This window comes from Phenylobacterium sp., from assembly GCF_016124325.1.
Classification (GTDB): domain Bacteria; phylum Pseudomonadota; class Alphaproteobacteria; order Caulobacterales; family Caulobacteraceae; genus Phenylobacterium.
Genome location: NZ_WGNY01000019.1, coordinates 246,696 through 273,320 on the forward strand (window position 1 = coordinate 246,696; position 26,625 = coordinate 273,320).

Annotated in this window: 24 protein-coding genes; 16 read left to right on the forward strand and 8 right to left on the reverse strand. The window is 69.3% G+C overall.

Translation table 11 applies throughout. The features are described from left to right. Nucleotides 1-77: 77 nt before the first annotated feature. The 4 genes from GC203_RS11965 to GC203_RS11980 are packed head-to-tail and all read right to left on the reverse strand — an operon-like array spanning nt 78 to nt 2,530. A complete protein-coding gene (locus GC203_RS11965; protein ID WP_293454570.1) occupies nt 78-995 on the reverse strand; it encodes a ThiF family adenylyltransferase in 918 nt (305 codons plus the stop codon). Beyond that, the gene (locus GC203_RS11970) at nt 982-1,497 is read right to left on the reverse strand and encodes a hypothetical protein (RefSeq protein ID WP_293454572.1); all 516 of its coding nucleotides are present in this window, start codon (nt 1,495-1,497) and stop codon (nt 982-984) included. Before GC203_RS11970 ends, GC203_RS11965 begins: the two co-directional genes overlap by 14 nt. Then, nucleotides 1,494-1,826: a hypothetical protein gene (locus tag GC203_RS11975; protein WP_293454574.1), complete on the reverse strand. Its 333-nt coding sequence runs from the start codon at nt 1,824-1,826 to the stop codon at nt 1,494-1,496. Before GC203_RS11975 ends, GC203_RS11970 begins: the two co-directional genes overlap by 4 nt. Then, on the reverse strand, nt 1,823-2,530 hold the full coding sequence (locus GC203_RS11980) for a multiubiquitin domain-containing protein (RefSeq protein WP_293454576.1): 708 nt from the start codon (nt 2,528-2,530) through the stop codon (nt 1,823-1,825). Before GC203_RS11980 ends, GC203_RS11975 begins: the two co-directional genes overlap by 4 nt. A gap of 179 nt (nt 2,531-2,709) precedes the next feature. Between GC203_RS11980 and GC203_RS11985 the strand changes: the two genes are divergently transcribed. Genes GC203_RS11985 through GC203_RS11995 form a run of 3 tightly spaced genes read left to right on the forward strand, consistent with a single transcriptional unit; the run spans nt 2,710 to nt 4,955 of the window. Continuing rightward, nucleotides 2,710-3,036, forward strand: coding sequence for a helix-turn-helix transcriptional regulator (locus GC203_RS11985; protein ID WP_293454577.1), 327 nt, complete (start codon nt 2,710-2,712; stop codon nt 3,034-3,036). A gap of 2 nt (nt 3,037-3,038) precedes the next feature. Continuing rightward, nucleotides 3,039-3,551, forward strand: a complete 513-nt coding sequence (locus GC203_RS11990) for an ImmA/IrrE family metallo-endopeptidase (RefSeq protein WP_293454578.1) — start codon at nt 3,039-3,041, stop codon at nt 3,549-3,551. A 12-nt stretch (nt 3,552-3,563) separates the two neighbouring features. Further along, nucleotides 3,564-4,955, forward strand: a complete 1,392-nt coding sequence (locus tag GC203_RS11995) for an exonuclease domain-containing protein (RefSeq protein ID WP_293454580.1) — start codon at nt 3,564-3,566, stop codon at nt 4,953-4,955. 161 nt (nt 4,956-5,116) lie between these two features. Here the strand turns inward: GC203_RS11995 and GC203_RS12000 are convergent, their stop codons facing one another. Then, a complete protein-coding gene (locus GC203_RS12000; protein WP_293454582.1) occupies nt 5,117-6,673 on the reverse strand; it encodes an MFS transporter in 1,557 nt (518 codons plus the stop codon). A gap of 166 nt (nt 6,674-6,839) precedes the next feature. On the opposite strand from GC203_RS12000, the gene GC203_RS12005 reads away from it, so the two are divergent. Beyond that, nucleotides 6,840-7,403, forward strand: coding sequence for a TetR/AcrR family transcriptional regulator (locus GC203_RS12005; RefSeq protein WP_293454584.1), 564 nt, complete (start codon nt 6,840-6,842; stop codon nt 7,401-7,403). 27 nt (nt 7,404-7,430) lie between these two features. Here the strand turns inward: GC203_RS12005 and GC203_RS12010 are convergent, their stop codons facing one another. Together GC203_RS12010 and GC203_RS12015 are read right to left on the reverse strand one after the other, a co-directional pair. Then, nucleotides 7,431-7,868 (reverse strand): hypothetical protein, encoded by a 438-nt coding sequence (locus tag GC203_RS12010; RefSeq protein WP_293454586.1) that lies wholly within the window; start codon nt 7,866-7,868, stop codon nt 7,431-7,433. Further along, complete coding sequence (locus GC203_RS12015) at nt 7,865-10,435, reverse strand: TonB-dependent receptor (protein ID WP_293454589.1); 2,571 nt, start codon at nt 10,433-10,435, stop codon at nt 7,865-7,867. The genes GC203_RS12010 and GC203_RS12015 overlap by 4 nt, the downstream gene beginning before the upstream one ends. Before the next feature lie 207 nt (nt 10,436-10,642). Between GC203_RS12015 and GC203_RS12020 the strand changes: the two genes are divergently transcribed. The 12 genes from GC203_RS12020 to GC203_RS12075 all read left to right on the forward strand — a co-directional run bounded on the left by GC203_RS12020 (nt 10,643) and on the right by GC203_RS12075 (nt 25,308). Then, nucleotides 10,643-11,530, forward strand: coding sequence for a phytanoyl-CoA dioxygenase family protein (locus GC203_RS12020; protein WP_293454592.1), 888 nt, complete (start codon nt 10,643-10,645; stop codon nt 11,528-11,530). A 654-nt stretch (nt 11,531-12,184) separates the two neighbouring features. After that, complete coding sequence (locus tag GC203_RS12025) at nt 12,185-12,499, forward strand: DUF736 domain-containing protein (RefSeq protein ID WP_293454595.1); 315 nt, start codon at nt 12,185-12,187, stop codon at nt 12,497-12,499. Nucleotides 12,500-12,792: 293 nt separating this feature from the next. Further along, nucleotides 12,793-13,698, forward strand: coding sequence for an NADP-dependent oxidoreductase (locus GC203_RS12030; protein WP_293454598.1), 906 nt, complete (start codon nt 12,793-12,795; stop codon nt 13,696-13,698). Between the two features lie 159 nt (nt 13,699-13,857). Next, a complete protein-coding gene (gene mobC / locus GC203_RS12035) occupies nt 13,858-14,376 on the forward strand; it encodes a plasmid mobilization relaxosome protein MobC (protein WP_293454601.1) in 519 nt (172 codons plus the stop codon). Next, a complete protein-coding gene (locus tag GC203_RS12040) occupies nt 14,373-15,422 on the forward strand; it encodes a relaxase/mobilization nuclease domain-containing protein (RefSeq protein ID WP_293454603.1) in 1,050 nt (349 codons plus the stop codon). Before mobC ends, GC203_RS12040 begins: the two co-directional genes overlap by 4 nt. 204 nt (nt 15,423-15,626) lie before the next feature. Next, entirely contained in the window at nt 15,627-16,037 is a 411-nt protein-coding gene (locus tag GC203_RS12045; protein ID WP_293454606.1) for a hypothetical protein, read from the forward strand. Between the two features lie 323 nt (nt 16,038-16,360). After that, complete coding sequence (locus GC203_RS12050) at nt 16,361-17,125, forward strand: response regulator (protein WP_293454609.1); 765 nt, start codon at nt 16,361-16,363, stop codon at nt 17,123-17,125. Beyond that, nucleotides 17,122-18,552, forward strand: coding sequence for an ATP-binding protein (locus GC203_RS12055; RefSeq protein WP_293454612.1), 1,431 nt, complete (start codon nt 17,122-17,124; stop codon nt 18,550-18,552). Before GC203_RS12050 ends, GC203_RS12055 begins: the two co-directional genes overlap by 4 nt. 266 nt (nt 18,553-18,818) lie before the next feature. Next, nucleotides 18,819-20,252: a TolC family protein gene (locus GC203_RS12060; protein WP_293454615.1), complete on the forward strand. Its 1,434-nt coding sequence runs from the start codon at nt 18,819-18,821 to the stop codon at nt 20,250-20,252. Nucleotides 20,253-20,255: 3 nt separating this feature from the next. Continuing rightward, complete coding sequence (locus GC203_RS12065; protein ID WP_293454618.1) at nt 20,256-21,422, forward strand: efflux RND transporter periplasmic adaptor subunit; 1,167 nt, start codon at nt 20,256-20,258, stop codon at nt 21,420-21,422. 14 nt (nt 21,423-21,436) lie between these two features. Next, entirely contained in the window at nt 21,437-24,676 is a 3,240-nt protein-coding gene (locus GC203_RS12070; RefSeq protein ID WP_293454621.1) for an efflux RND transporter permease subunit, read from the forward strand. 227 nt (nt 24,677-24,903) lie between these two features. Continuing rightward, nucleotides 24,904-25,308, forward strand: a complete 405-nt coding sequence (locus tag GC203_RS12075) for a hypothetical protein (protein WP_293454623.1) — start codon at nt 24,904-24,906, stop codon at nt 25,306-25,308. A gap of 187 nt (nt 25,309-25,495) precedes the next feature. On the opposite strand, the gene GC203_RS12080 is transcribed toward GC203_RS12075, so the two are convergent. Beyond that, on the reverse strand, nt 25,496-26,410 hold the full coding sequence (locus tag GC203_RS12080; RefSeq protein WP_293454624.1) for an MBL fold metallo-hydrolase: 915 nt from the start codon (nt 26,408-26,410) through the stop codon (nt 25,496-25,498). Nucleotides 26,411-26,625 lie beyond the last annotated feature (215 nt).

Consider the following 26,625-nt stretch of genomic DNA (forward strand, 5'->3'; position numbering starts at 1 on the left):
TGCACGAGCGGCAGCCTGCACCTCAGGCGGCTTGATCCGCCCCAGGAGCGAGCGCGACGGCGCCCGTTCCCTTCAAGCTATCCGCGACCAAAACGCTTGCGGATCCAGTCGAACAAAAGCGCCACGCGAGAAGCCGGGACGCTGACCGGCGGTTCGACGGACGCGGGCTGGTCGAGGCGTTCAAGATAGCGGCGAACGTCGAACATCGGATCTCCGACCGCCTTGGCCGGGTAGTGCAGGCAGGGCTTGCCGCGCCGCCGCGCCAGGCGGTCCGAGGGGGCCACCGTGCCCAGGTTGGCGTCGTAGGCGAAATAGGCGCTTCGGGGCGGATCAGACATCCAGGGCGTCAGCAACTGGACCACCAGCCCAACGGCGGTCGACGCCAGCAGACCATTCGGCCAGACCACCTGCGGTCGGCTGCCGGCAACGCCATAGCGTTGCGCCTCCGCCTTCAGCCGCTCATCGGTGACAAGCTGCAGGCACCGCAGGCAGGGCTCCCCCGGCATTGACAGCACCACCTGCCCGCTGACCAGGCTTTGGCCAGCGCCGGGCAAAGGCGTCACGTCCATGCCCATGTCGATGTAGGGGATCATGAAGCGGCGGCAGAAAGCCTCCAGTTCGTCCTTCGAGCCGATGTGGTCGAGGCCGCCGACGATGATGTCGCAGCCCTTCAAGAGGTCTCCGACCTCCTGCCATTTGGCCTTGCGCACCACGATCCGGGCGTCCGGATTGACCGCCCGGATCACGCGCGCTGCGATGTCGACCTTCGGCCGCTCCGCCTTGACGTCATCCAGGGTCCCGCCGACCAGCCGGTTGAGATTGGTCAGGGTGATGATGTCGTCGTCGAGCAGAACGAAGCCGCCGACCCCCAGGTGGGCCAACTGCTGGACCACGTGGGAATTGCCGCCGCCGAGCCCCACCAGGCCGACGGTCGCCCCCGCCAAGGTGGCGTCGCTGTCCGCGCCAAGGAAGCTTTGTCGATCAAGCCAGGGCATGGGACCCCCATTCGCGCTGCAGGGGCGCGTCGATGCGTTGGAATTGGTCGATGGCGACCGGTGCCCGGTCGTTGGCGAGCCACAACAGGCCGTGGGCCGCGTCGTTGCTGAGGACGAGCAGGCCGTGCGGCATGCGCGGCGTGGTTTCGAAAAAGCCGGGTACGAAGTCATCGGCGCTGTTCAGGTCCACCCGGCTGAAGCCCGGCTTGCCGCGGCCGCCGTGGGTGTGGACGTGCAGGAGCGCCGCCGCCGGCCTGTAGGCCGACTGCACCGCCTTGCGCATCGCCGGCGCGCCGATCTTGGCCCCCACCTTGTGGTCGATCTCATAGTCCTCGTCGGCGACCGGCATGTAGTCGCGGATCGTCAGCAGCAGCCGGTCGCCCAGGTCGGCGGCGCCGGCGGTAAAGAAGCCCACGCGTTCGTGGGCGAAGGCATGCGGCAGGTGCAGGTCCTTGCGGACATCGTCCAACAGCCGGCCGTCGATCTTCAGGTGTACGGTCATTGCAGAGGCCTCAAATGGGCGCCCAGGATTTCGTCCCAGCCGAGGCTAGGATCGACACCATTCCACGACATGGCGTGCCAGGGCGCGCCGAGGATGTTGTGCGTGGTCCAGTTCTGGCCGCGGGCGGGAAGGGGCTTCGACAGGAAGAGCCGCGAAACGTAGCCGCCGTGTTGGCCAGGGCAGAGAAGGCCGTCGACCGTCTCCACCCCGCCCGCATACTGGACCCGCAACTCCGGAAGATGGACGAGCGGTTGCCCGCCATCTTCGTGGAGTTCGGCCCGGCGGCAGATCCGACGCAGCTTGCGCAGTTCCGACGCCGGGTCCCTCACGACGAGTGCCCCGCCGGAGGGTGCGACGAGAACTCCAGACCCTCGCGGATCTTGATCGACTCGCCGGGCTTCAGTTCGCGGAACTCACCGTCCCGCTCGATCAGGTCGAGCAGGTAGCCGGCCGGCGCCGAGAACACCGCGATGAGCTGCTCGGTGGTGTAGGCGCCGCGCTCCAGTTCGAACGGCGCTTCCTTGTAGTAGACCGTCACCGTCTTAGGCGGGCGGCGCAGCATCAGCCGCTCCACACCCTTGGCGGCCAGGTCCACCAGATCGTCGTCGTCGAGGACAACGTCGCCGTCCTCGCTGTCGAGGACCAGCATCTGGCCTTCGGCGGCCTTGGCCAGGAACTTGATGTTCTTGGCGGCCAGCTTCGCCTTCGGCCACTCCATCGACAGGCCCTCCACCGTGAAGCGGTGGAGGTCGTCGCCGCGGATCACGAAGAACCGCTCGACCCCCTCTTCGCCCAGATCGACGGTCTCGGTGGGGCGGATCGACTCCAGCTCGCCCGAGCGCAAATGGCGCAGGATCGCGAACGCTTCGATCGGATGGGCGCCGGCGGCTTCAGCGATCTGGAGGCCGACGACCTTGCTGTCGTCGAAGCGCACGCGGCGGAACGCGAAGGTTTCGTCGCCGAGCTCGACCGAGAAAACGCCGGCGGCGTCTCGGTCGAGGGCGCTCTCCTCCTGGGGAATGAGCTGGGTCATGGGGTGGTTACCTCGGTCTTGGTGTGAAAGGGCCGCGATGCCGACCCGCGACAATAGGGATGACAGCGACCCGTAGGAGAGTCAATACCAAGCACTAATATGAACTCTTATGTTTATGATAAGCACACTTTGTGTCAGCCCCATTGACACGACGCGATAACCGTTGTCAGTATGTTCCTATGGACGACATGGAAATTTACCGGCAGCTTGGCCAGAATGTCGCGCGTGTGCGCGGCAAGCTCGGCAAGACCCAGGCCGAAATCGCCGCGCATATCGGCCTGACTCGCGCGTCGCTGGCCAATATCGAAACCGGCCGCCAGAAGGTCCTGATGCACCACGTCTTTCGGCTGGCCAACGCGCTCGAATGCCCGTCTGTCCTCGATCTCATTCCAGAGACGTTCGTCTTCGCCGACGACGAACCGCCGATCACCACACACGGAAGCCAGCTCAGCGACCAGCAGCACGCCGCGGTGCAGCGGTTCGTCCAGATCGCTGGAAAGCGCTGACCGTGGCCGATAAGGTGAAAGCCAGGGCGGAAGCCTTGCGGCTCTTCGAGGCCAACGCCGTCAAATCCGCGCCTGTGCCGCTCGACCGCATCGCCCGCGCTGCCGGCGCAGTCGTGCAATACGCGCCGTTCGACGGCGAACTGTCCGGCATGGCCTTCATCAAGAACGGCCAGGCGATGATCGGCATAAACTCGCTACATGCGCCGACGCGTAAGCGGTTCACCCTGGCGCACGAACTTGGCCACGTGATCCTCCACCGTCATGTCCTGGAGACGGAGGGCGTCCATGTCGACAAAGGCATCCTTCGCCGCGACACCTTGGCGTCCCAAGGTACGGACGACCGGGAGATCGAAGCGAACAACTTCGCCGCAGAGCTCTTGATCCCAGAACCCTTGCTCGCCGCCGCGCTCGATGGGCGAACCCTCGACCTTGAAGACGACGAGGCGGTGCAGGCCCTGGCCAAGCGCTTCAACGTCAGCGCCAGCGCCCTAGTTTACCGGATCCAACGGTCTTAGGCGGGCGGGTCAATGGGCTTCGTGATCTATGACCTCGAGACCACGGGCCTCAACAAGCGGTTCGATCAGATCCTGCAGTTCGCCGCGGTCCACACCAACGCGGACCTTGAGGTGCAGGAGCAGGTCGAATTTGAGGGACGCCTGCGCCCCCACATCCTGCCCTCGCCCGGCGCCCTGCATGTCACGGGCGGCCACTACGCGAGTCTGATCGATCCGTTGCGGCCGTCCTACGACGCCATGCTGGGCGACATCTATGGGACGATGAAGCGCTGGACCCCGTCGATGTTCGTTGGCTTCAACTCCATCAGCTACGACGAAGAGGTCCTGCGCCAAGCCTTCTACGAGTCCCTGCGGGCGCCGATCTACGTCACCAACAGAGACGGCAATTCGCGCGGCGACCTGCTCAAGCTGGCGCGAGTGGTCGGGACCTTGCAGCCCGAGGTTCTCAAGACCACCCGCGGTCCAGATGGCCGGCGCGTCTTCCGCCTGGCTGACCTCGCCCAGGCCAACGGCATCCATCCGGGTCGATCACACACGGCGTCGGCCGATGTCGCGACCACCCTTGCGCTGTGCCGACTGATCGCCGCCGAGGCGCCGATCATCTGGTCGAGCTTTATGCGGTTTTCGAACAAGGCCGAGGTTTTGAGCTTCATCGCCGAACGGGACGCGTTCGCGGTCTTCGAGTTCAAGAGGGGGGTCCAGGACGTTCATCCCGTGACCGCGATCGGCTTCAAGCCCGCCGACAAGAACGTGCGCTACTGCCTGGACCTGACGGCGGACCTCGCCGCGCTGCGCCGGATGTCGCCGGCGGAGTTGATGATCGAGATCGGAAAGCCCGATGGGCCGATCCTGCGCATGAAGGCCAACGGCTCGCCCATCCTCGCTGAGCTTTGGGAGCTTGACCAAGCCCTCCTCGGCGACTTCACCGAGGCCGACCTGGAGACGACAGCTGCTAATGTGCGCGGCGACACGGCTTTTGTTCAGCGCCTCGTCACTGCGGCCATCGCCTCCGAGAGGGTCTGGCCGAAGTCAAAGTACGTCGAGTTCCAGATCTACGAGGGCTTCATCCAAGACTGGGACGAGGATGTGTGCCGGCGATTCCATGCCGCCGCTTGGAAGGATCGACCAGCGCTGATCGACCGCTTCCAGGACCCGCGGCTGAAGAGGCTGGCCCGACGACTGATCTATTTCGAGCGGCCTGATCTTCTCGACCCCGAAATTCGCGGACAGATAGACCGGGCGATCTGGGGGCGTTTGCGGGGAAATGAGCCCGACGCACCGGGCCGAAGCTACGCCACCGCGCTTCAGGAATTCGACGCTTTGGTGGCCGAGATCCAGATCGTCAGCCCGTCCCTGGCGAGCTACCGTGACCATCTTCAGGCGCAACTCGGCGCGGCCCCCTGAGGCGTTTGGCCGACTCGAACCAACCTAGCGCTGGGGCGCATCTCTTCGCTTCGTATTCCCCAGAGCGAGACTTGAACGTCAGCAATGAGTCAAATCGACGCGTCAGCCATCGGCGCTGAGCATCGCGCCGACGACCGAACCCTCCGAACTTCGCCTTGGAGTCACTCAGAGGCGTTCAGCCTTGCCTGAGGGCGTGGCGAGCTCCGAGCGTGTTCGAGGGGCGGGCCGTCGACGGCGAGGTCCGCGTCGATTGAGGCCGAGGTTGTGCGCCGGCGGGCCAGCGCATGGACGATGTCGGCGTGCCGCCGCCGGCTCAGGTCGTAGGGGATCATGCAGGCCAGGCCCGTGAACAGCACGGCCAGCATCACCGGCGCGTAGGCGATCCCGAGGCGGGTCATGGCCTCGGGCGGGACGGCGGCGGGGTCGGCGTGGGCCGGGAAGCGGACCAGGTCGACGATGAGGCCGGCGACGGCGCCGCCCAGCCCGAGCGACGCCTTGCGGCAGAACGCGTTGACGCCGAAGAACAGCCCTTCCGTGCGGCCGCCGTGGACCACGTCGTATTCGTCGCTCGCGTCGGCGAGCATCGCCGCGGAGAGCACGACGGGGAGGGCGCCCACGAAGCCCAGGCCGAACGCGCAGCCGACCAGCAGGTGGAACAGCTCCGGCGCGCCGTTCGGCGGCGCGGCGCCGCAGAGCCTGAGCAGGGTGGGCAGCGAGCCCAGCACGCAGGAGCCGGCCACGCCGGCCATGTAGACGGGCTTCTTGTCCCAGCGGTTGGCGAGCGGCCGGGCCAGCGGGATGCCGAGGATGAAGCCCACGGTCGTGGCGTAGAAGACGAACTGCAGCTGCTGGGGCGGGAGCCGCCAGAAGTAGGTGTTCATGTGCAGGGCGAGGGCGAACTGCACGCCGTTGTAGAGGTACATGATCAGGAGCGCGATCCAGAGCGCCCGGATCGACGGGATCGCGGCCGCGCGCTGGAGCGTGCGCCAGACGCCGCCCGAGGCGTGGTCCGGAACCGCGGCGCCGGACCGGGCGAGCGCCGCCCGCTGGGTCCCGAGCGCCGAGGCGAGCACGAAGACGATCACCAGCACGCCGAGGGTCAAGGCGAAGGGCGGATAGGCGGCGCGGTCGAGCTGGCCGTTCGGGTCGCCGTCGCGGGCCGCGAAGAACACGGAGAAGGCCAGGAACAGGGCGAGGACGCGGCCGAGGTAGCCGAAGAGCGTCCGCCAGCCGCCGATGGCCACCCGTTCCTCGAAGTCGCGGCTCAGGTCCGCGCCCAGCGCCATGTGCGGGACGAAATAGAGCGTCATGGCGAAGCGGGCGCCGACCGCGAAGCCGACCAGCCACAGGAACAGCCCGGCCTGCGGCAGCGCCGGCGGCTGGAAGAGGCCGAAGAGGGCGAGCGCGAGGGGGAGGGGGGCGGCGTAGAGGTAGGGGTGGCGGCGGCCCAGGCGCGTGCGGGTCCGGTCCGACCAGGCGCCGACCATCGGGTCGGTGAGGCCGTCGAAGAGCAGCGCGACGAACAGGGCCAGGCCGGTCAGGGTCCCCGACAGGCCCACGACCTGGACGTAGTAGAAGAACAGGAAGGTCTCGAGCGCCGCGGTCTTGATCCCCTCGGCCGTCTCGCCCAGGCCGTACATCGCGCGCGTGCGCAGCGGCAGGCCCGAACGCGCGGGCTCGCCCGTCCGCGGCGCGCCGGACCCGGACGGGCGGGTCATGGCGTGGCCTCTTCCGGAGCGGCGGCGCGGCCGCGGCGGGCAGGATCGCCGCCCGAGTGACATTCGCCGCTCGGTGACTTCGGGCAGGGTTGCGCTCGCCGGGGCAAGGTGGTTGTTCTCAAGGGACGCCAGGGGGATCAGCGACGTGGGACTGAGGACGCGAAAGATGGCCCGGACGCGGGCCCAGATCGCGGACGCCGCCGTCACCCTGTTCGGCGAGCGGGGCTACGACGCCACCACCCTCGAGGAGGTGGCCGAGCGCGCCGACGTCCACAAGCGCACGCTGCTGCGGTATTTCCCGACCAAGGCGCACCTGGTCTTGCACTACCAGTACGCCGCCCTCGACGAGTTCCGCGAGCTGATGGCCGGCCGCGGCGAGCGTTCGACGCTCGAGGTCTGGACGGGCCATGTGGTGTTCCACGCCCGGCGCATGATGGAACGCGGCCAGCTCGCCAACACGCGGCAGATCGCCCGCGGCGAGCCCGCCGTCGGCCCCGCCTACCTTGCGATCCAGGCCGCCTATCAGGACCTTCTCGCCGAGGGCCTGGCCGCCGACCTGGGCGGGCGTCCGGACGGGGCGATCCTGTCGAAGGTCGCGGCCGCGGCGCTGGCCGGCGGCAACTACGCGGTCGGCGCGATGGTGGCCAGCCGCGGCAGCTACGCCGATCTCGAGCGGGCCGAACTGGAGGTCGTCCGGCTGGTCCGGACGTCCCTGCTCGGCGGAATGTGACGGCGGGCGGAGGGCGGCGGCCATCCGTCAGGCCGTGACCCGGGCGATCGCGTCGTGGAAATCGCCGATGCGGGGATCCCGCCGGCTGCGGTCGCCGACCACAGTCATGAGGCCCCGGGCGATCAGGTCGCGGCTCATGGCGCCCAGTTCGGCCGCCCGCGCGGGATCTCCCCGGGTGTCGAAGCGGCCGAGCGGCAGCACCGCGGCGTAGTCGGCGACGATCTTGATCTCGGCCGCGTCGGTCTCGGTGTCGCCGAAGCTCACCTCGCCGTCGCGGACGATGACGTGCCAGGCGATCGGCCGGCCGGTCGGCGAGAGTTCGGGGGGAGGATCGGTGAACACCTCGCAGATCGACCAGCCGACGCCCGGCGCCTCCGCGAACAGCCGGCTCGCCCGTTCGCGGATCATGCCGTGCATGAACGCCATCCAGCCGGGGCTGGCGAAGGGGTAGCGGACGCCGCTCATCGGCCGCCGAACTCGAAGCGCACCTCGACGCCGTAGGTCCGCGGCTCGGCGTAGATCACCGTGCCGGTGCCCAGGGAGTGGAGCTGGGTGACCGTGGTGAGCTTGTAGTTCACGTCGGTCAGGTTGTTGACGAAGGCGCCGGCGCTCCAGTTCGAGCCGCGGATGTGCTTCCAGTCGGCGCGGACATTGATGCGCTCGAAGGCCTTCTGGGAGACGGCGTCCTTCACCGCGGCGCCGAACACCTCGATGTTCCGCTGCGCCGCGTCGGTGAAGTACCGCCGCGACTGGGCGTAGAGCGTGGCCTGGACGCTGGCCTCGCCCAGGTCCTGCGACAGCGGCAGCGTGTATTTGGCGGTGACGCTGCCCTGGTGCTTCGAGATGTTCGGGAACGGGTTCGACGTCAGGTCGATCAGGCAGATGGCGGCGGTCGAGGGCGCCACGCACCGGGCGTCGCCCGGCCGGATCTGGGCGAGCGGGTCGGCGCCCACCCATTCGGTGAAGCGCGGGTCGGAATAGGCGTAGTTCGCCGAGATGTTCCAGTCGCCGAACACGAGCTGGCCCTGCAGTTCGGCGCCCTCGATGACCGCGGCGGAGGCGTTGACCACATAGGTCGTGGTCACCCCGGCCACGGCCGCCGAGAAGGTCCGCTGGATGTTCGAGTATTCGGTGCGATAGAGCGCCCCGTTCAGCCGCGCGCGGGCCTCGCCCAGCCGCAGGTCCCATTTCGCGCCGAGCTCGTAGTCGCGCACGGTCTCGGGATCGTAGACCGGCCGGAAGTTCGGCAAGCCCGTCGAGTTCAGCACCAGGTTCAGGCCGCCGGGCCGGTAGCCCTTGCGCGTGGCGCCGTAGACCAGCAGGTCGGGCGTGACCTGGGCGTCCAGGGACAGGGTGGTGTTGGACCCGTCGCTCTTGGTGAAGCTGCGGGTGCGCGTCGCGGTCGGCACGTACATGCCGGTGCTCAGGTCGGTGGTGACGCCGCGGGTGAAGATCTCCGAACGGTCCCACGACTTGCGGTAGCCGTAGGTGGCGTGCAGGGCCTCGATGAACGGGGCCGCGAAGGAGATGTCGAGGGTCCCCTGCCCGTAGAGGGCCTTCTGGGTGGTGTCGCCGCCGTCCGAGAACGGGAAGGACGGGTTGTAGCCCAAAGTGGCCAGGGTCACGCCCGAGTTGACCCGGCTGAGGTTGCGGATCCCGCCGAGGCTCACGGGGTTGGGGTTCTTCTGGTAGTAGCCGCCGACGCTCCAGACCAGGCGGTCGTCGCCGACCACGCCGCGGACCTGGGTCTCGTTGGTGTAGACCTTCTGATACGGCCCGGTTCCCAGGATCGGGCGATTGCCCGACTGCTGGGCCGCCACCGAGAAGGCGTAGGACGAGGTCTGGCTGACCGAGACGGACGACTGGATCAGCCCGCCGAGACCGTCCACGTCCCATCCGGTGACGCCCCTGGCGGCCTGATAGCCGAAGATGTTGCGCACCTGCAGGGTGGTGACGTCGAAGAGCTTGCCGAAATCGAGCTCCGTCTGGTTGACGAAGGTCCACTTGCGCAGGGTCTCGCGCTGGTCGAGCAGGGTGTCGGCGGGCGTGTAGCGGATGGCGTCGTGGCCGCCGGCCTGCAGGCGGGCGTATTCCGCCTCCAGCGCCGGCCTCAGCGTGGCGGCGATCCTCAGGCGCTGGTCGATGCAGGCGTTGAGGTCGGGCGAGAGCCCGGCGGCGACCGCCTGGCCGCAGACCGCGCCGAACCGCTGCGTCCCGACCGCCAGCCCGTCCGGCGCGTCGATGCTGACCGGCAGGTTGAGGATCGCGAGGTTGGTGTTGATCGCGCCCACCGTGGCCCCCGACGAGGCCTGGTGGACGTTGTAGTAGTCGAGGACGGCGTAGTTGGTCAGCCGCCCGTCCAGCGCCTTGAAGTTGACGCTGAAGCGACCTTCCTCGCTGTTGTCCTCCGACAGGCGCTCGCCGGTCCCGATGACATGGACGTATCCGTCGCGATGGTCCTTGTGCACCGCCAGGCGCACGGCGAGCATGTCGTCGACGACCGGGAGGTTGAGGATCGCCGTGGCCCGCAGCAGGCCGAGGTTGCCGTAGGCGGCCTCGGCCGAGCCGTACAGCGCGTCGAACGTCGGCTTGGCCGGCTCGACGAGCACGGCGCCGGCCGTGTTGGCGCGGCCGAAGAGCGTCCCCTGCGGGCCGTTCAGCACCTGGACCGAGGCGATGTCGTAGAAGGGCGCGGCGCTCTCGGTGGGTCCGCCCGGCGTTTCGGCGAAATAGACCTGGGTGCCCCCCGCGAGGCCGCGGATGGAGAAGCCGCCGGACAGGCGGCCGAAGGTGGTGGTCATCTGCACCGAGGGCGCCGCGAACATCACGTCCGTGGTCGTGACGATGCCCCGCTCCTTGATCGCCTCGGCGCCGATCGCGGTGACCGCCACGGGGACCTTCTGGATGTCCTCCTCGACCCGCCGGGCGGTCACCACCACCTCGTCGAGGTCGGCGGCCTGCGGAACAGCCTGGGCGAGGGCCGGCGGCCCGAAGGCGAGCGCCGCGCCGCCGCACAGAAGCGCGGCAAGCACGCGCCTTTGCTCAGGAATGTCCTGCATCCGTCGTCCTCCCCATTTGTGGCGCTTGGGCGCTTATGTCACTGAGTAGCAAAAGCGCACCTGTGGCGCTTGTCAACGGAATTGATCCGGATCAATGCGTGCGTAAAATATGCCACCGGAAGTCACTTGACACTCAGTGACATTTTCTGATCGGATCGAGCCACAACAAGGAGAGGCGGGATGGAAATCGGCGACTGGACGGCGTGCCCCGACCTGGTGGACGTCTATCGGGAGATCCGCGAACTGGGGCTCGAGCGGAACCTCGCGGAGCTCGAGGCCTTCGGCTACACGATCGTCGAGAACGCCCTGACGCCCGAGCAGACGGGGGCGATGCGCGACCGGATCGTCGAGCTCTCGGAGAAGCGGCTCGGACGCTCCCTGGACCTCGCCAACGAGACCGCGCACCAGGAGACCAAGTACGCCCAGTACCTGCTGTTCGAGGATCCGATGTTCAAGGACGCGGTCGTCAATCCGCGGCCGCTCGCCCTGGTCCGCTATCTGCTCGGCAAACGCTGCATCCTGTCCAGCCTGGGCAGCCACGTGAAGGGGCCCGGCGGCCCGGGCCTGCTGCTTCACTCGGACATGGGCAACGGCTTTCCCGACCCGTTCCCGCCCTATTCCCAGGTCGCCAACGTCAACTACGCCATGACCGACTACACCGAGGCCGCCGGCGCGCTGGCGATGGTGCCGGGCAGCCACCGGCACGCGCGCCAGACGACGGATTGGGAGAAGGGGCTCGACGGAAACGCGCGAAATCCGCACGCGATTGCCATCGAGGTGCCGGCCGGAACCGCCGTGGTGTTCCACGGGAACACCTGGCACGGCTCGTTCCCGCGCAAGGTCCCCGGCCTGCGGGTCAACCTGGCCGCCTTCTTCTGCCGGGAGTACATCCAGCCGCAGGAGGACCGTCACCACGTCCCCGACGGCTATCTGCGGGGCGACGAGGACAATGTGCTGGCGGGCCTCCTCGGCCGCGACCTCGCCCACGGGTGGAGGGAGGAAGGCCCCCGCAAGCTGTACGCGCGGCGCCACGCCGACGCGGACCGGGTCAAGAGCTGGCAGAGCTAGGCGTCCGACGTCCGCGCGCGCGGAACGCCATCGGCGCCGCGAGCCCGCCCACAGGGCGTCGAGCGCCGCGGCCTGTCGGCGCGGGCTTCGGGCAGGCGCCTCGTTTCACCATCGAACGTTTCGGTCCGGGCCGGACGGCCGGGCGGGAGCCTTGGTCCGCAGCGGAGCGCAGGACGGCGCAGCGGTCGCCGCTTGGCCGGTCCCGGCCGCGCTCGAGCCGATGGCGCCGCGGCGCCCGGGCGGGAGATCCTTCAGGCCGGGTCGGCGTGCGTGCGTAGCGTTTCGGCGGGAGCGGTCGCGGCGTCGTCGTGCGGACGGGCGCCGGCCCGGCGATGCGGCGGCGGGGGGTTCGGCGGAGCGTCGGGCGCCGCGGGCGAGGCGCGGTCGGCCAGGGCGTGGGGGTCTCCGGGTCCGGCCGGCGCCCGCGCGGCCTCTCCTGGCGTGAGGGGGTCAAGGTCCTCGTCCCGCCGCAACGGCGGCTTGGGCTTTCGTCCCCTGGGCTTCGCCCATTCCTCGCGGGGCAGGAAAGCCCGCGCCTCGCCGTCCTCCGCTCGCGCTGCGGGCCTGGCGGCTGCGGCGGGCCTTGGCGGACCTCGACTCTCGCGCGCCATCGAGGCCGCGGCAGGCGCGGCCCGATCGAACAGGAGACTTCCCATGGCGACCATCGGCACCTTCACCAAGAGCGGCGACGGCTCCTACGCGGGCTCGATCCGCACCCTCAGCCTCAACGTCAAGCAGGCGCAGCTGCGGCCCGTCGACCGGGAGAGCGAGAACGCCCCCGACTACCGGATCTTCGCGGGCGGCACCGAGTTCGGGGCGGCCTGGAAGAAGACCTCGCGCGAGAACCGCGACTATCTCTCGGTCAAGCTCGACGATCCCAGCTTCCCGGCCCCGATCTACGCCAACCTGGTGGACGCGGACGACGGCTACGCCCTGGTCTGGTCCCGCAACCGGGCCACCACCCACTGAGCCCCCGGGCGGCGGCTCCTTCCGGGGAGCCGCCGCCCGCCTTTCGAGGCCGCGCGACCCTGGGGCGTCGGCGCGGCCGCGTCACGACGATGGCGTCGCGCGACCGTCCGGGCTATAGGGCCGCCGTCGCGAAAAGCGATCGACCAGGCCGCGCGTCGGTTCCGGTCGGTCGAGCACACGTCGGCCCCCGCGGAGGGCGGGGCCCGATCAGCGTCTCCAAGACAACCACCACCAGCCCTTGGGGCTCGTGGGACCGCGGCGGCCGCCCAGGGCGTCACGGCTGGAGCGCAGTGATGAAGGCGATCCGATACGACGAACACGGCGGCCCCGAGGTTCTCCAGATCGTGGAGGTCGACCCGCCCCGCGCCGGCCCCGGCGAGGTGCGGATCGTGGTTCGCGCCGCCGGCGTGAACCCCTCCGACTGGAAACGTCGCGAGGGGCGATACCGCGCGTTCGAGGACGTCCGTTTCCCCGCCGGCCTCGGGGTGGAGGGGGCCGGCGTCGTCGACCAACTGGGACCCGGCGTGACGGACGTCGCGGTCGGCGACGCCGTGTTCGGGTTCGGCGAGGCCACCATGGCCGGGCAGGCGATCCTCACCCTTTGGGCGCGGAAGCCCGAGGCGCTGTCGTTCGCGGGCGCCGCCGCGCTGCCCGTGGTCTGCGACACCGCCACGCGGGCGCTCGACCAGGTCGGCGTCGAACCCGGCCAGACGCTTCTGGTGAGCGGCGCCGCCGGCGGCGTCGGCAGCGCGATCCTGCAGCTGGCGCGGTTGCGCGAGATCGCGGTGATCGGCACGGCGAGCCCGGCCAACCACGACTATCTCCGCGCGCTCGGCGCCGTCCCCACCGCCTATGGGCCCGGGCTGGCGGCGCGGGTCCGCGGGCTGGCGCCCGGCGGGGTGGACGCGGCCATCGACGTGGCGGGCTCGGGGATCATTCCCGAACTGATCGCGATCGTCGGCCGGCCCTCGCGGGTGCTCTCGGTCGCCGATGTCTCCGCCGAACGGTACGGGGCGAGGTTCTGCCATGGGCCGCCGGTCGACCCGGCCGGGCTGCTGGCCGCCATGGCCGGGCTGTGCGCGCGGGGCGCGTTCGCGATGCACATCGACCGGCGGTTCCCGTTCGACCAGGCGATCGCGGCCCAGATCGTCAGCCAGCGGGGCCATGCGACCGGCAAGCTCGTCGTCGAATTCGGCTGAGCGGTCGGGCGGCGCCGGCTTGTCGCCAGCCGGCCTCGCGCATGGGGGAGGGGCTTGCGCCCTCGTGGCGGCCGAGGGGAGGGGCCAAGCTGCCTCGCGGCGGTCTAGGGCAGGATAGCCTTGCCGGCAGCTTTGTAGACAGGAGTCCCCGTCATCCCCGTGCTCAGCGCCCGTGTGACGCGCGACCTGGCGGCGCGCTTCGACGCCGCGGCGGCGCCCGTGGGCGGGCGCTCGGCCCTGCTGCGGCGGCTCGTCGAGTCGGCCGCGGGCGCCGGCCCGCCGGCCGCCTCGCCGACGGCGCCTGGGCGACGGGACGCCATGCGCCTGATGGTGCGGCTGGCCGCGCCCGAGGCGCGCCACGTGCGCGACCAGGCCGCGGCCCTCAGCCTGCCGCGGGCGGCGTGGGTGGCGGCCCTCGTCCGGCGCCACGCGTCCGGGGCGCCGCGCTTCGCCCGGCCCGACGAGCTCGCGCTGATCGCCATCCATGGCGAGGTCCGGCGCATCGGGGTCAACGTCAACCAGATCGCCCGCGCCCTGAACACGGCGGTGATGGAGGGTCGCGTGCTCGAGCTGGAACTGGGCGCCGTCGACGACCTGCGCGGCGAGCTGGCCGCCCACATCGCCGGCCTGGGCGAGGCCTTCGCCGGCAACCTGGCCTACTGGGCGGCGGACCTGTGAGCGCGTTCCGGACGGTCGCCGGGTTCGAGGAGGTGTGGCGGCCGCCCGTGCGCCCGCGCGTGCGCCGCCCGGAGTCCGTCCTGGCCGGGTTGGACGCGGGCCGGGCGGTCCGGGACCGCCTCCGGCGCGTGGCGGGCCGCGCGCCGGAGGTGATGGTGAAGGTGACGGGGCGGACCCGCGATCCGGCGCATCTGGCGGCGCACCTGAGCTACGTCACCCGCAACGGACAGCTGCGCGCCGAGGATCGCGACGGCTGGCCGATCGAGGGCCGGCGCGAGCTCTCGGACCTGGCGCGCGACTGGTCGGCGGCGGCGCTCCTGGACAGCCGCCGGCGCGCGACCTCGCCCTTCAGCGTGAGCCTGATCCTCTCCATGCCGGCGGGGACGGACCCGCTGGCGTTCTACGACGCGGCGCGGGCCTTCGCGGGGGAGACGTTCGCGGGGCGCCACGAGTATCTGCTCGTGCTGCACACCGACACGCCGCATCCGCATGCGCACCTGACGGTCCGGGCGCTCGCGGACGACGGGACCCGCCTTTCGCCGAAGAAGGCCGACCTCGAAACCTGGCGGCAGGGCTTCGCGCGGGCGCTCCGCGAGCGGGGCGTGGAGGCCGAGGCCACCCCGCGACGGGCGCGCGGGGTCACCCGCCGCGCCGAGCGCGGCGCGATCCGGCGGCTGCGCGAGCGCCACGCGCAGGGTCGCGGACGGATGGGCTGTGTCGCGGCCGGCAAGCTTCGGGACGCCGCGCGGGCCGCGTTCGGCGGCGGGGTGGAGGCGACGGCGTGGGACCGACAGATCGCCAGGCGACAGGCCGCGATCCGCCGACTCTATCTGGCGCAGGCGAAGCTCCTGCAGGCGTCGGGGGACGCCGGCGATCGCGAGCTCGGCGCGCAGGTGAAGCGGTTCGTGGGGACCCTGCCGGCGCCGGATACGGAGCTGCTGGCGCTCGCGAGACAGCTGAAGTTGGCGAACGCGCAGATGCGCGGGAGGTCGCTTGGGAAGGAGAAGGACCGGAGGTGGCGCAGGGGCGACACACGGGGCGCTTGAGATGTGACGAGGAAGGACGGCGACGGTCCCGCCCGAGTTGGCTACGAATGGTGTCTCTTCCCCGACACCGAGCTGGGCGCGTGAGCGTTGGCGCCAATTGCGACAACTTTCCTGTTCGCGGGGACATCCCCGGCACAGGTGCGCTTCACAAAGCCACACACCGCCGCGCGACGCCGCGGCCTTCATTGCTTTGGAACCAACCCCATGAACACCACAACGATCAGCACTCTAATGGCCGTCGCCGCCGCGGCGACCCTCGTCTCCATCGGCGGCGCAAGCGCGCAGCCGGCTTCGCCGCCGGATCGGGCGGAGGTGACTCAACGCCTTGAGGGCGCCGTCGAGCGCCTTCACCTCACCGCCGAACAGCGCACGCGCGCCGAACCCATCATGCGCGCCAGCTTCCAACGCCGCCAGGCGCTCGTCGAAAAGGCGCGGGCCGACGGTTCGATCAGCATGCGCGAGGCGCGGTCGCTGCGCAGCGCGCTTCAAGGCGAGACGGAGCGCATGATGCGCGACCTCGACGGCGTGCTGACGCCCACCCAGCTCGCCGAGCTGAACACGATGGAAGACGAAATGCGCGCGCAGGCGCGCGCCAGGTTGGCGTCGAGGCGCTGATCCAAGGCTCGCCGCGTCCGGCGCCAGCCGCGCGTGGCCACCACCGCCGGCGCACCTCCCCCCTCCCGCCGGCGGATGCCGCCGACCCTTCAGCCGCATGGCGCAGGGTCGGCGGCTTTGCGCGCAGGGCGTCCGATCGCTGGCCGGTCGGCGCGCCATCTGGGCTTCATGCGCCGTCGCGGGCCGGAGGTCCGCGCGCCTGATCGATACAATTTGCGACAATTCAGGCTTCCACCGCCGTCTATGGGGGACATTTTGGGCCTAGAAGGTCGGTCCAGGCGCGCGCAGGTGGCGCCCAAGCGACTCTCGCGACGGACGCAGATTTGTCGCCCAAGGCCAGGGAGACTTTGAACATGAGCGAACCCGAGTCGCGTCCGCCCCACATCCTGGTTGTCGACGACGAGCACGAGATTCGCCGCCTGGTCGGCGAATACCTCAAGGGCGCAGACCTGCGCGTGACGCTGGCCGAGAGCGCCGCGGCGGCGCGTCGCCTTCTGGGCGTCGAGCGCGTCGATCTCATCGTCCTCGACGTGATGATGCCCGGCGAGGACGGCCTGTCCCTTTGCCGCCACCTGCGCGAAACCGACGGGCCGCCGGTCATACTGCTGACGGCGCGCAGCGACGACGCCGATCGGATCGTCGGCCTCGAACTGGGTGCCGATGACTACCTCCCCAAGCCCTTCAATCCACGGGAATTGCTGGCTCGCATTCGCGCCGTGCTGCGCCGGCTCGAAGGGGCGCAGAGGCCTGAAGCCGCCAAGCTTGGCGAGCGCGTCCTGTTCGGCCCCTGGACGCTGCAGGTGGGTCAGCGCGAGCTCGTGGGCGCCGACGGCGTGGTCGTGCCCTTGTCGACCGGCGAGTTCCGCCTGCTCGTGAGTTTCCTGGAGCGGCCGCGTCTGGTGCTGTCGCGCGAGCAGCTGCTCGACATCACCCAGGGGCGCGACGCAGAGGCGTTCGACCGCAGCATCGACAATCAGGTCTCGCGCCTGCGCAAGAAGATCGAAGAAGACCCCGCCAATCCGCGTTTCATCAAGACGGTGTGGGGCGGCGGCTATCAGTTCGTCGGCGACGTCGAGCGCCGCAAGTGAAGCGCCCGCTCGACAGCCTCGCAATGCGCATGGCGGTAGCGGTCGCGGCGACCCTCCTCATTGCGCAATGCGCGAATGTCGCGCTGATCGTCGGCGAACGGCGGCTGTCCTTCGCGCTGGCCCAGCATTCCGCGGCGATCGGCCAATTCGTGCAGCGCGCCGAGGCGCTGCATCACGGCGGGTCGGCCGCGCCCCTGGTGGTCAACGATCAGGGTCAACTGCAGTTCTTCGACGTCGGTAAGCTTTCCGCCGTCGCCCGCTTTCCCGACGGCGACCAACCGCGCCAGTTCCAGCGCGTGCTTGACCGCCGCCTGCGGAGCGCCGGCCTGGAGGCTGCCGCAGACCGCGCCGCGGCGCGGACCTATGTGGTGAACTCGACGCAGATGTCCCGCGTGGTCACCCAGTCCGGGATGGTCCTGGGCGAACTCGGGCTCGGCGCCGCGCTGCGTGAAGCGCCGGGCGCCAACGACAAGGCGCAGTTCCAGCTGACGGTGATTTCCGCGCCGCTCCCGGACGGGCGTTGGCTCAATTCGGTGCTGCGCACGCCGCAGATCGCCCACGAGCTGGGCGGGCGGGTGCTGGCGGGCACGGCGCTCCTGCTGACCGCCGCGATCGCGGTGACGCTCTGGTTGGCGTGGCTGATCTCACGTCCGCTGCGCAGTCTGGCCCACGCATGCGAGGATTTGCGGGTCGGCCGCGAGGTCGCGCCCATTCCCGAGGAAGGCCCCAGTGACGTGCGCCACATGATCGCGGCGTTCAACGCGTTGAACGACGGGCGCGCACGGCTGATCGACCTGCAGAGGCGCATGATCGGCGCCATCGGGCACGACCTGCGCACGCCGCTCACCACGCTGCGCCTTCGCGCCGAGATGATCGAAGATCCCGAGAATCGCGATCGCACGATCGCCGTCGTCGAAGAGGCGCAAAGCACGATCGACGCCGTCCTGTCGTTCGTGCGCGAAGGCGTCGCGCCCGAACAGACCCGCAAGGTCGATCTGCCAGCCCTGGTTGACGCTCTTTGCGCCGACTATCGGGATCTCGGACAGGACGTCGTGTTCGAGAGCGAAGAAGCCAAGCTCGCCGTCTTCATCCGATCGGCCCAGATCTCGCGCGCGCTGCGAAACCTGATCGAGAACGCGCTCAAGTACGGCCAGCGCGCGAGAGTTCGCCTTCGCGTGCTCAGGGAAGACGTTGTGGTCGAGATCGACGACGATGGCGCGGGCGTGCCCGATCCCCAGCAGGAGGCCGTGTTCGAGCCGTTCGTGCGCCTGGAGGATTCGCGCAATCGCGAGACGGGCGGGCTCGGCCTGGGACTGGCGATCGCCCGCACCATCGCGCGCAGTCACGGCGGCGAAATCACGCTCAAGAACCGCCCTGAAGGCGGCGCGCGCGCCATGCTGAGAATGCCTTTGACGGCGGTGGAATAGGCCGACCGCTAGAGCGCGTTAGGCGAAAGTGTGGGCGGCTTCGCCGCTCGAACGCGCTCCACACTTTGGAATCTAGAGCACAACTCAGCGGTCAGATGTTCACATCTGACCCCACCCTGTTCTGGGCGTCGCGGGCGCTGCATTTCCACTGATGCACTTTGCGACAATTCTCTTCCTGAGTGGGACATCCGCGCCATGGGCGCGCCCTAGAAGCTCCATCGCCGCACCACGACGACGCGGCGACGAACTTCTAGGTGAAACATCGCATGAAACGCCGCCTGCACGTCTTGACGATCGCCTCCGCGCTCGCCGTGACGGCCTGCGCATCCGGCGCGCCGCCACACGTGGACGTCTACAGCGGCGCACAGGAATGGGGGACGCCAACCCCCGTCGCTCCCATTGACGATCACTGGTGGGAAAGCTTCGGCGACGCTCGGCTGAACGCGCTGATCGCGGAAGTGCAGATGGAAAATCCGCGGGTCCTGCGGGCCGCCGCCCGCGCCGATCAGGCGCAGGCCCAGGCGCGCATCGCCGGGGCGGCCCGTTGGCCGCAGCTCTCGGCGGGGCTCGGCGCGGCCAAGCAACAGCAATCGCTCGCCGGATTTCCCCTGGTTGACGCCGGCGGCCGAGCGACATCCGTGGAAACGCACAACGTCGGGATCTCGCTCAATGTTGTGTGGGAGGCCGACCTCTGGGGGCGGATCGCCGCTTTGGACGGCGCGGCGCAAGAGGACTTCCTCGCTTCGGCGGAGAACCTTCGGGCGGCCCGCCAATCGATGGCGGCGCAGACGGCCAAGCTCTATTTCGCCACGATCGAGGCTCGGGAACAGCTTGAGTTCGCCCAGCGCACGGTCGCCGCGCTGGAGGAGACGGCGCGCCAGGTCGGCGACCGCGCCGACGCCGGTGTTGCGTCGCCGACCGACAAGTTCCTGGCGATCGCCAACCTCGAAACAGCGCGCGCCGGCCTGCGCCAACGCTCGGACGCCTACCAGCAGTCCGCCCGCCAGCTGGAGGTCCTCCTCGGGGACTACCCGGCGGGCCAGATCGCGACGCCCGACGTTCTGCCCGACGCGCCGCCGCCGCCGCCCGCCGGCGCGCCGGCCGATCTCTTGGCCCGCCGCCCCGACCTCATCGCCGCCGAAAAGGCGGTGCGCGCCGCGGGCTTGCGGACCTACGCCGCGCAGCGCGCCCTTCTGCCCTCGATCAGCCTGACCGGATCGGCGGGGCGGCTATCCAGCGATCTTTCGGATCTGCTGGATGGCGACTTCTCGGTCTGGTCGATCGCGCATCAGGCCGTGCAGCCGATCTTCCAGGGCGGCCGCCTGCGGGCCAACGTCGTGCTGTCGGACGCGCGTCAGCGCGAAGCGGTGGAAGCCTACGCCGAAGCGACGCTCACGGCCTTCGCGGAAGTGGAGTCGGCGCTGGCCAGGGAGGCGCTCCTCGCCGCGCGCGAGGCGTCCCTCGCGACGGCGTCCAAGGCCGCCACCGAGGCCGAACGCATCGCCTACCACCGCTATGCGCAAGGGGTGGCGCCGTTCCTGACGGTGCTCGAGTCGCAGCAGCGCGCGCTCGACACGCGCAGCGCCTACATCGCCGCCCGCCGTCAGCGGCTGGAGAACAGAATTGACCTTCATCTCGCCCTCGGCGGCGGGTTCGACGCTTCGAACCCGGGCGCGGCGGCAAGCCCATCCTCGGAGTAGAACATGCGCAGCAAATTGAAGCTGTTGGCGCCGGCGCTCGTCGTGTGCCTCACGGCCGGATGCACGGCCAAGACGGACACGGCGGCCAAGTCGCAAGCGTCCCAAGCGAAGGTGAGCGTCCGCGTCGCCGCGATCCAGCGGGGCGAGGTGCAACGTTGGATCTTCGGCGAAGGCACCGCGCGGGCGGTTCAGCGCGAATTCCTGAGCTTCGAAAGCCCCGGGCGCATCGCGTACCTCAACCCGTCCCTCAAGGAAGGCGATCGCGTCCGGAAGGGCCAGCTTATCGCGTATCAGGCCAAGAACGTTCGAGCGGACGATCAGCCCTCCGGCCTTTCCCACGTGGCCGTCCGCGAGGCGCAAGCCAACCTCGAGCTGGCGCAAAGGACCTTCGACCGCTTCGAGCGCCTGCTCGAACTGGGGTCCGCCTCACAGCAGGAGTACGACGAAGCCCAGGCCCAGCTGAAGCGGGCGCGCGTGCAATACGAGAACGCGTCTCTGTCGGCCGCTGAGTCGCGCATCGTCGCGCCCATCGACGGCGTGGTGGCGCGCCTGAACATCGAGCAGGGGTACTACTTCTCCCCGCAGCAGGTGCAGACGGCGAACGAGGGGGCGGCGCTGAGCACCGTTCCCGTCGTCATCGTCAACCCGGCCCAGTACGAGGTGCGGGTCAACTTGCCGTCGTACGCCTTCGGACGCGTCGGAGCCGGCGCCGACGTGCTGATGGCGCAGGCCGGTTCCACAGGGTCGGCCCGGGAAGGCGGCCCGCCCCCGGCTGCGGCGATCGGGGGCCGCGTCTACGCGGTCAGCCCTTCGATCGATCCCGAGACGCGCACGTTCGCGGTCCGGATCCGCACCGTCCAGGGCGCCAAGCAGATCCAGGACGGTGAGTTCATGACGGTCTGGATCGCCGGCCCCGTGGCCGAAGACGCGGTCGTCGTGCCGATCAACGCGCTTCGGTACGAGAACTCCAAGCCCTTCGTGTTCCGCTTGGATCGCAGCGCGAACAGGGTCTCGAAGGCGGCGATCCGGACCGGATTGGAGGGCCCGAGCGGCTTTGAAGTGCTCGCGGGTCTCAAGCCTGGCGACGTCGTCGTCACCGACGGACGTTCCCGCCTCGCCGACGGTGATGCCGTCCGCCTCATCGGCGCCGCGCCGCAGCCCATCGAATAGATCGAAAGACCCCGATGTCCGAAATCAACCGCAAGGATGAACCGCGCGGCGACACGCCGCGCGAGACGGAGGAAGTCGCCAATGCGCATCCGCTGGCGCGCTTCCTGTTCCTCAAGACCACGTTCGCGACGCTCCTGGCCCTGCTGTTCCTGGTGGGCGGCGTCTTCGCCTATCTGGGCCTGACCAAGGAGTCGCTGCCCGATCTCGACATTCCGAGCGCCATCGTGACGACCGCGTGGCCCGGCGCCGATCCGCAGACCATCGAAGACCAGGTGACGCGGCGCGTCGAGGACGAGATCGCGACCCTGCCGGGCTTGAAGGCGTATTCGAGCGCCTCCTTCGATTCCTTTTCGGTCATCGCCGTCGAATTCACCGCCGAGTCGGACAGCGGCGAGGCGATGCGGCGGCTGCGGGACGCGGTCGCCGACGCCGAGGCCGAGTTGCCCGGCGACGCCGACGCCCCGGATATCCAGCAGGTGTCGGTCGACGACCGTCCGATCATGACCATCGCGCTGACCGGCGCGGAGTCCGAAGCCGAGCTGAACCAGCTCGCCGAAGAACTGCAGGCGCGCATCGCGACCATCGGCGGCGTCAAGGCCGCCGAACTGGGCGGCGCGCGCGATGAGATCATCCAGGTGCTGTTGGCGCCGGAACGGCTCCTGGCCCTTGGCGTGCCGCCCACACAGGTCACCCAGGCGATCTCCGCCGCCAATCTCGACCAGCCGTTCGGGGACATCGAAAGCGAGGAGATCAATGCCGTCGCGCGGCTTGAGGGCCGGTTCCAAAGCGTCGAGGACTTGCGCGATCTGCCGATCGTCCACCGCGGGGGCGCGCTCAACGAACATTCCATGCGCCTGGGCGAACTGGCGAGCGTGGAGCGCAAGTTCGAAACCGAGACGACGCGCGCGTTCTTCAGCGAGGACGGCGCTCCGTTCGGCCGTTCCATCGAAATCTCGATCAAGAAGACGCCCGGCGCCGACACGGTCAAGCTGATCGCGGAGATCAAGGCCGACCTGGAAGAATGGCGGCAGACCCCGATCTGGCCGAAGGGCGCCGAATACACCGTCACGCAGGATGAGTCGGAGCAGATCTGGGAGTCGCTTTCCGGCGTCTTCGTGAACGGCCTTCAGGCCATGATCATCGTGTTCGTCATCCTCTTCCTGATCCTGACCTGGCGGGAAGGGCTGATCGCGGGCCTGTCGATCCCGCTGTCCTTCAGCGGCGCGCTGATCATCATCTGGCTTCTGGGTTACAGCCTCAATGAGCTCGTGATCATCGGCATGGTGCTCGCGCTCGGCCTGCTGGTGGACGTGTTCATCCTCATGATGGAAGGCATCCACGAGGAGATCTACGCAAACCGGAAGACCTTCGGTCAGGCGGCGCTGGCCACCATCAAACGATACGGCATGCCGGCGTTCGCCGGTCAGCTGACCACGGTGCTGGCGCTGGCCCCGCTGATGGCGATCGCAGGCATCTCCGGCAAGTTCATACGCGTTCTGCCGGTCACGGCGATCGCCTGTCTGACGGTGGCGTTCGTCGCCGCGCTGTTGGTCAGCGTGCCGCTCTCGCGCCATTTGCTCGGCCGCGTCGCCAAGCAGGGCGCCGAGGTGAAGGAGACCAAGGCCGACCGGATCATGGGCGCGATGTCGGCGCGGCTGAAAGCCTGGAGTCTGGCCGCTACGCTGGCGAGCAAGCGGCGCGCGATGCTCTGGACCGCCGGCGCGCTGGGCGTGTTCCTGATCTCGCTGGTCGCCGCCACCCAGGTCCCCGTCACGATGTATCCGCCCAAGGACGGGATCAATGTCGGCGTAAATATCGAACTGCCGCCGTCGACGACGCTGAGCGCCTCGCAGCGCGTCGCCGACGATGTCGGAGAGATGCTGCGCAAGCAGCCATATGTCGAACGCGTCAGCAAGCTGGTCGGCCGAAAGAGCCCCTTCGCGTCCGGCTCGATCCTGTCGGCGCTGGAGCCCTCGGACGCGGAGAACTTCATCGGGCTTTCCATAACGCTGGTCGAACGCGGCGACCGGACCAAGCCGAGCTACGCCCTTGAAGGCGAGATCCGCGAGGACCTGAGGCGCTGGCTCGACGCCAATGTCGCGGGCGCGCGGCTGCTGGTCACCAGCGAAAGCGGCGGGCCGTCCACAGACGATCCGATCTCCGTCGACATCACGGGTGACGACATGGGCGAGTTGCAACGGCTTTCCGCGCAGGTTCAGGACATCCTGGGCGGCATCGCCGGCGCCACCGACGTCCGGGACAATCTCGGCAGCGTCAAAGCCGAGCTCTCGCTGCATCCCAGGCGCGAGGCGGCCGATTTCTTCGGTCTGACCCAGAAGGATCTCGCCGCGCAGATCCGCTACGCCCTGTCGAACGACAAGGTCGGCGTGTTCGCCACCGGTGGCCCGCAGAAGGATCTCGACATCCATCTCGGGCTCGACTGGGAGGGACGCGGCGGCGAGGCGGGCGGACCCACCCGGATGCAGGACCTGGCCCTGGTGCGCGCCTTCATCCCGGGCGGATACACGGTCGGGCTGCTGTCGCTGGTGGATCCGCAACTTTCGGAAGCGCCGTCCTCCATCCTGCATCGTGACGGCGAACGCGCCATCACGGTCCTGTCCAAGGTCAGCGGCGCCAATGTCGGCGATGTGGACTCGGAGTTGAGGACGCGGCTTGAAGCCGCCAGCGCCGATTGGCCGGCGGGCTACGCCTGGTCGATCGGCGGCGAGTCCGACGAGACCGCCCAGACCTTCGGCTCGGCCGGCGTCATGCTCGTGGTCGCGCTGGTCATGGTGTTCGCCGTGTTGGTCATCGTGTTCGGCTCCTTCAGCCAGGCGGTGATCCTGATGACGACCATGCCGCTGGCGCTCGTCGGCACATTCCTGGGCTTCTGGATCACCGGCATGTCGCTCAGCTTCTTTGCTATGGTGGGCGTCATCTCGCTGATCGGCATTGTCGCCAACAACGGCATCGTCATGGTCGCGACCATGAACGAGCGCCTGCAGGAAGGCGCGACGATCACCGAAGCGGCCGCCGACGGCGCCGCCGCGCGGCTCCGGCCGATCCTGACCACCTCGATCACGACGGTGGTCGGCCTCATCCCGCTGGCGACGGGCAGCTCGATGTACGCGCCCCTGTGCTACGCCATCATCTTCGGGCTGGTCGCCTCGACACTGCTTTCGCTCGTCATCGTGCCTTGCCTCTACCTCCTGCTGACGCGGGACAGTCAAAGCGAGATCGCCGTGCTGGACTGACGGCGAGCGGATGGAAGGGCGCGACGGCGGCGATCGTCGGTCGCGTGCAGTGGCGTCGAGCGACGCGATCAACAAAGCGAAAAAAGATGCGAACGGAATGGCGGCGCGCAAGGCGCCTTCTATCGGCGGCGCTCGTCGTCGGACTGTCGGGCTGCGTCGGCGCAACACTCAGCGGCGCGACATACGCAGCGCGCGCGTCAGAGCGCGCCGAGCTTCTGCCGACGGCCGTGAGCGGCGACGCCGACGCGCAGTACCGGCTTGGGCTTTCGTACTGCTGTCTGACGGGAGCGGAGTCGTCTACGCAGATGGCGACCGAATGGCTCTGCCGCGCGGCGCGGCAAGGTCATCCCGCCGCGCAATACGAGCTCGGCCGCATCTATGCTGGCGAGAACCCGCGTTCGCCTTCGCGGGGCCGGAAACTGATGCGCACGGTCGCCGCCAATCAGGACCTGTCGCAGGCGCAGGCCTGGTTCGCGCTGGCGGGTGCGAACGGCCACGCGGAAGCCGCCGCGCGCGCCGACGATCTGGCCGCCCGGATGTCCGTGACCGAGCGCGCAGCCGCCGAGGCGCTGCGCGCCGATTGGCGCCGCATCCCGTGTGCGTACGACGAGGTGTTCTCGCAGGACGCCTGAAGATCGCAGCCTGACGCGCGGCAGGACAGGCGGCGCGGGCGTCGCCGGGAAGGCCGATTCAAGGTCCGCTTGCCGGCATGGTCCCAACTTCCGCTCCTGGCCCGAACTGTCACGGCTTTGGGCGCCGGAGAGCTGGCTCATTTTGCCGATGAGCCAGCTCATTGGTCAGGTGCAGAACATGTCCCGATCAGTAGTCCCAGAAGCCGGCGATCCAGCGGAAGTGGTCGCCAATGGCGGCGATGCGGCCGACGGACGGGAACGGCAGATGGCTGGCGACGAGCAGATCGCCGCTCGCTGCGGCGTCCTTCATGAGGCGGATGCGAACCTGGGTAGCCTCCTCCGGGTCGTGCTCGAAGCCGTTCTGCCAGTCCGGGTGGTCGAAGGCGACGGGGAAAAGGGCGTCGCCGGCGAAGATCAGGCGCTGATCGCCGGACAGGACGTGGACAATACTGTGGCCCGGCGTGTGGCCGCCCGTGCGCTGCACGGTCACGCCCGGCGCCACCTCGAAGGTCTCATCGAAGGTGAGGAGGTTGTCGCCGTACAGCTCCACGAACCGCGCTGCCGTCGAGCGGAGCACGTCGGGGATGGGCTCCGGCATGACGGCATGGGTGAAGTCGGGCGCCTTCCAGAACTCGACCTCGGCCGCGGCGACATGGATTCGCACGTTCGGGCGCAGGCGGGATTTGACGTCGTCCACGAGCAGGCCGCCGACGTGGTCCATGTGCATGTGGGTCACGACGACGTCAGTGATCGATCCGAGATCGATCCCGCCCGCTTCCAGGCGTTGGGGGAACTGGCCGGCGCGCGGGAAGCCGGAGAACTGTCCGCCCAGACCGGCGTCGATGAGGATGGTCTGGTCGCCGCTCCGGACGACCATGACGTTCAGGGCCCAGTCGAACTTGTCGGGGCCGAGGAATTGGTCCTTGAACCAGGCCGTACGTGTGGCCGGATCGACGTTGGTGGACATCGTGCTGGTGGGCAGCGGGAGAACCCCGTCGCTGACCACCAGGACGTCGATGTCGCCGATCTTGAGCGCGTAGCGCGACGGGACCAGCTCGTCGGCATGAGCGCCCAGGGCGCGCGAGATATCGTCGAGTTTCATGGTCTTTGTCCTTCCGGTCACCGCTTCAGACGCGGCAGGCGGGAATCTAGTGTCCGGCCGCGGCGAGGTTCGACTGGTCTCAGGACCAGAACGGGCCATACGTGCGCATAGGCATGGCGAGCCGACCTGTAGGCGGGCGGGCCGATCGCCGGGGCGCAAACGGCGAAGCCGCTTCGGACCTGGCGCGGGAGGCGCCTGGCCGGCCGGCTCATTGG

What these genes read in the sequence shown, in the direction of transcription:
- GC203_RS11965 (WP_293454570.1), bottom strand. Translation starts at nt 995, where the DNA reads ATGCCCTGGCTTGATCGACAAAGCTTCCTTGGCGCGGACAGCGACGCC.
- GC203_RS11970 (WP_293454572.1), bottom strand. Translation starts at nt 1,497, where the DNA reads ATGACCGTACACCTGAAGATCGACGGCCGGCTGTTGGACGATGTCCGC.
- GC203_RS11980 (WP_293454576.1), bottom strand. Translation starts at nt 2,530, where the DNA reads ATGACCCAGCTCATTCCCCAGGAGGAGAGCGCCCTCGACCGAGACGCC.
- GC203_RS11985 (WP_293454577.1), top strand. Translation starts at nt 2,710, where the DNA reads ATGGACGACATGGAAATTTACCGGCAGCTTGGCCAGAATGTCGCGCGT.
- GC203_RS11995 (WP_293454580.1), top strand. Translation starts at nt 3,564, where the DNA reads ATGGGCTTCGTGATCTATGACCTCGAGACCACGGGCCTCAACAAGCGG.
- GC203_RS12000 (WP_293454582.1), bottom strand. Translation starts at nt 6,673, where the DNA reads ATGACCCGCCCGTCCGGGTCCGGCGCGCCGCGGACGGGCGAGCCCGCG.
- GC203_RS12005 (WP_293454584.1), top strand. Translation starts at nt 6,840, where the DNA reads ATGGCCCGGACGCGGGCCCAGATCGCGGACGCCGCCGTCACCCTGTTC.
- GC203_RS12010 (WP_293454586.1), bottom strand. Translation starts at nt 7,868, where the DNA reads ATGAGCGGCGTCCGCTACCCCTTCGCCAGCCCCGGCTGGATGGCGTTC.
- GC203_RS12020 (WP_293454592.1), top strand. Translation starts at nt 10,643, where the DNA reads ATGGAAATCGGCGACTGGACGGCGTGCCCCGACCTGGTGGACGTCTAT.
- GC203_RS12025 (WP_293454595.1), top strand. Translation starts at nt 12,185, where the DNA reads ATGGCGACCATCGGCACCTTCACCAAGAGCGGCGACGGCTCCTACGCG.
- GC203_RS12030 (WP_293454598.1), top strand. Translation starts at nt 12,793, where the DNA reads ATGAAGGCGATCCGATACGACGAACACGGCGGCCCCGAGGTTCTCCAG.
- GC203_RS12045 (WP_293454606.1), top strand. Translation starts at nt 15,627, where the DNA reads ATGAACACCACAACGATCAGCACTCTAATGGCCGTCGCCGCCGCGGCG.
- GC203_RS12060 (WP_293454615.1), top strand. Translation starts at nt 18,819, where the DNA reads ATGAAACGCCGCCTGCACGTCTTGACGATCGCCTCCGCGCTCGCCGTG.
- GC203_RS12065 (WP_293454618.1), top strand. Translation starts at nt 20,256, where the DNA reads ATGCGCAGCAAATTGAAGCTGTTGGCGCCGGCGCTCGTCGTGTGCCTC.
- GC203_RS12070 (WP_293454621.1), top strand. Translation starts at nt 21,437, where the DNA reads ATGTCCGAAATCAACCGCAAGGATGAACCGCGCGGCGACACGCCGCGC.
- GC203_RS12080 (WP_293454624.1), bottom strand. Translation starts at nt 26,410, where the DNA reads ATGAAACTCGACGATATCTCGCGCGCCCTGGGCGCTCATGCCGACGAG.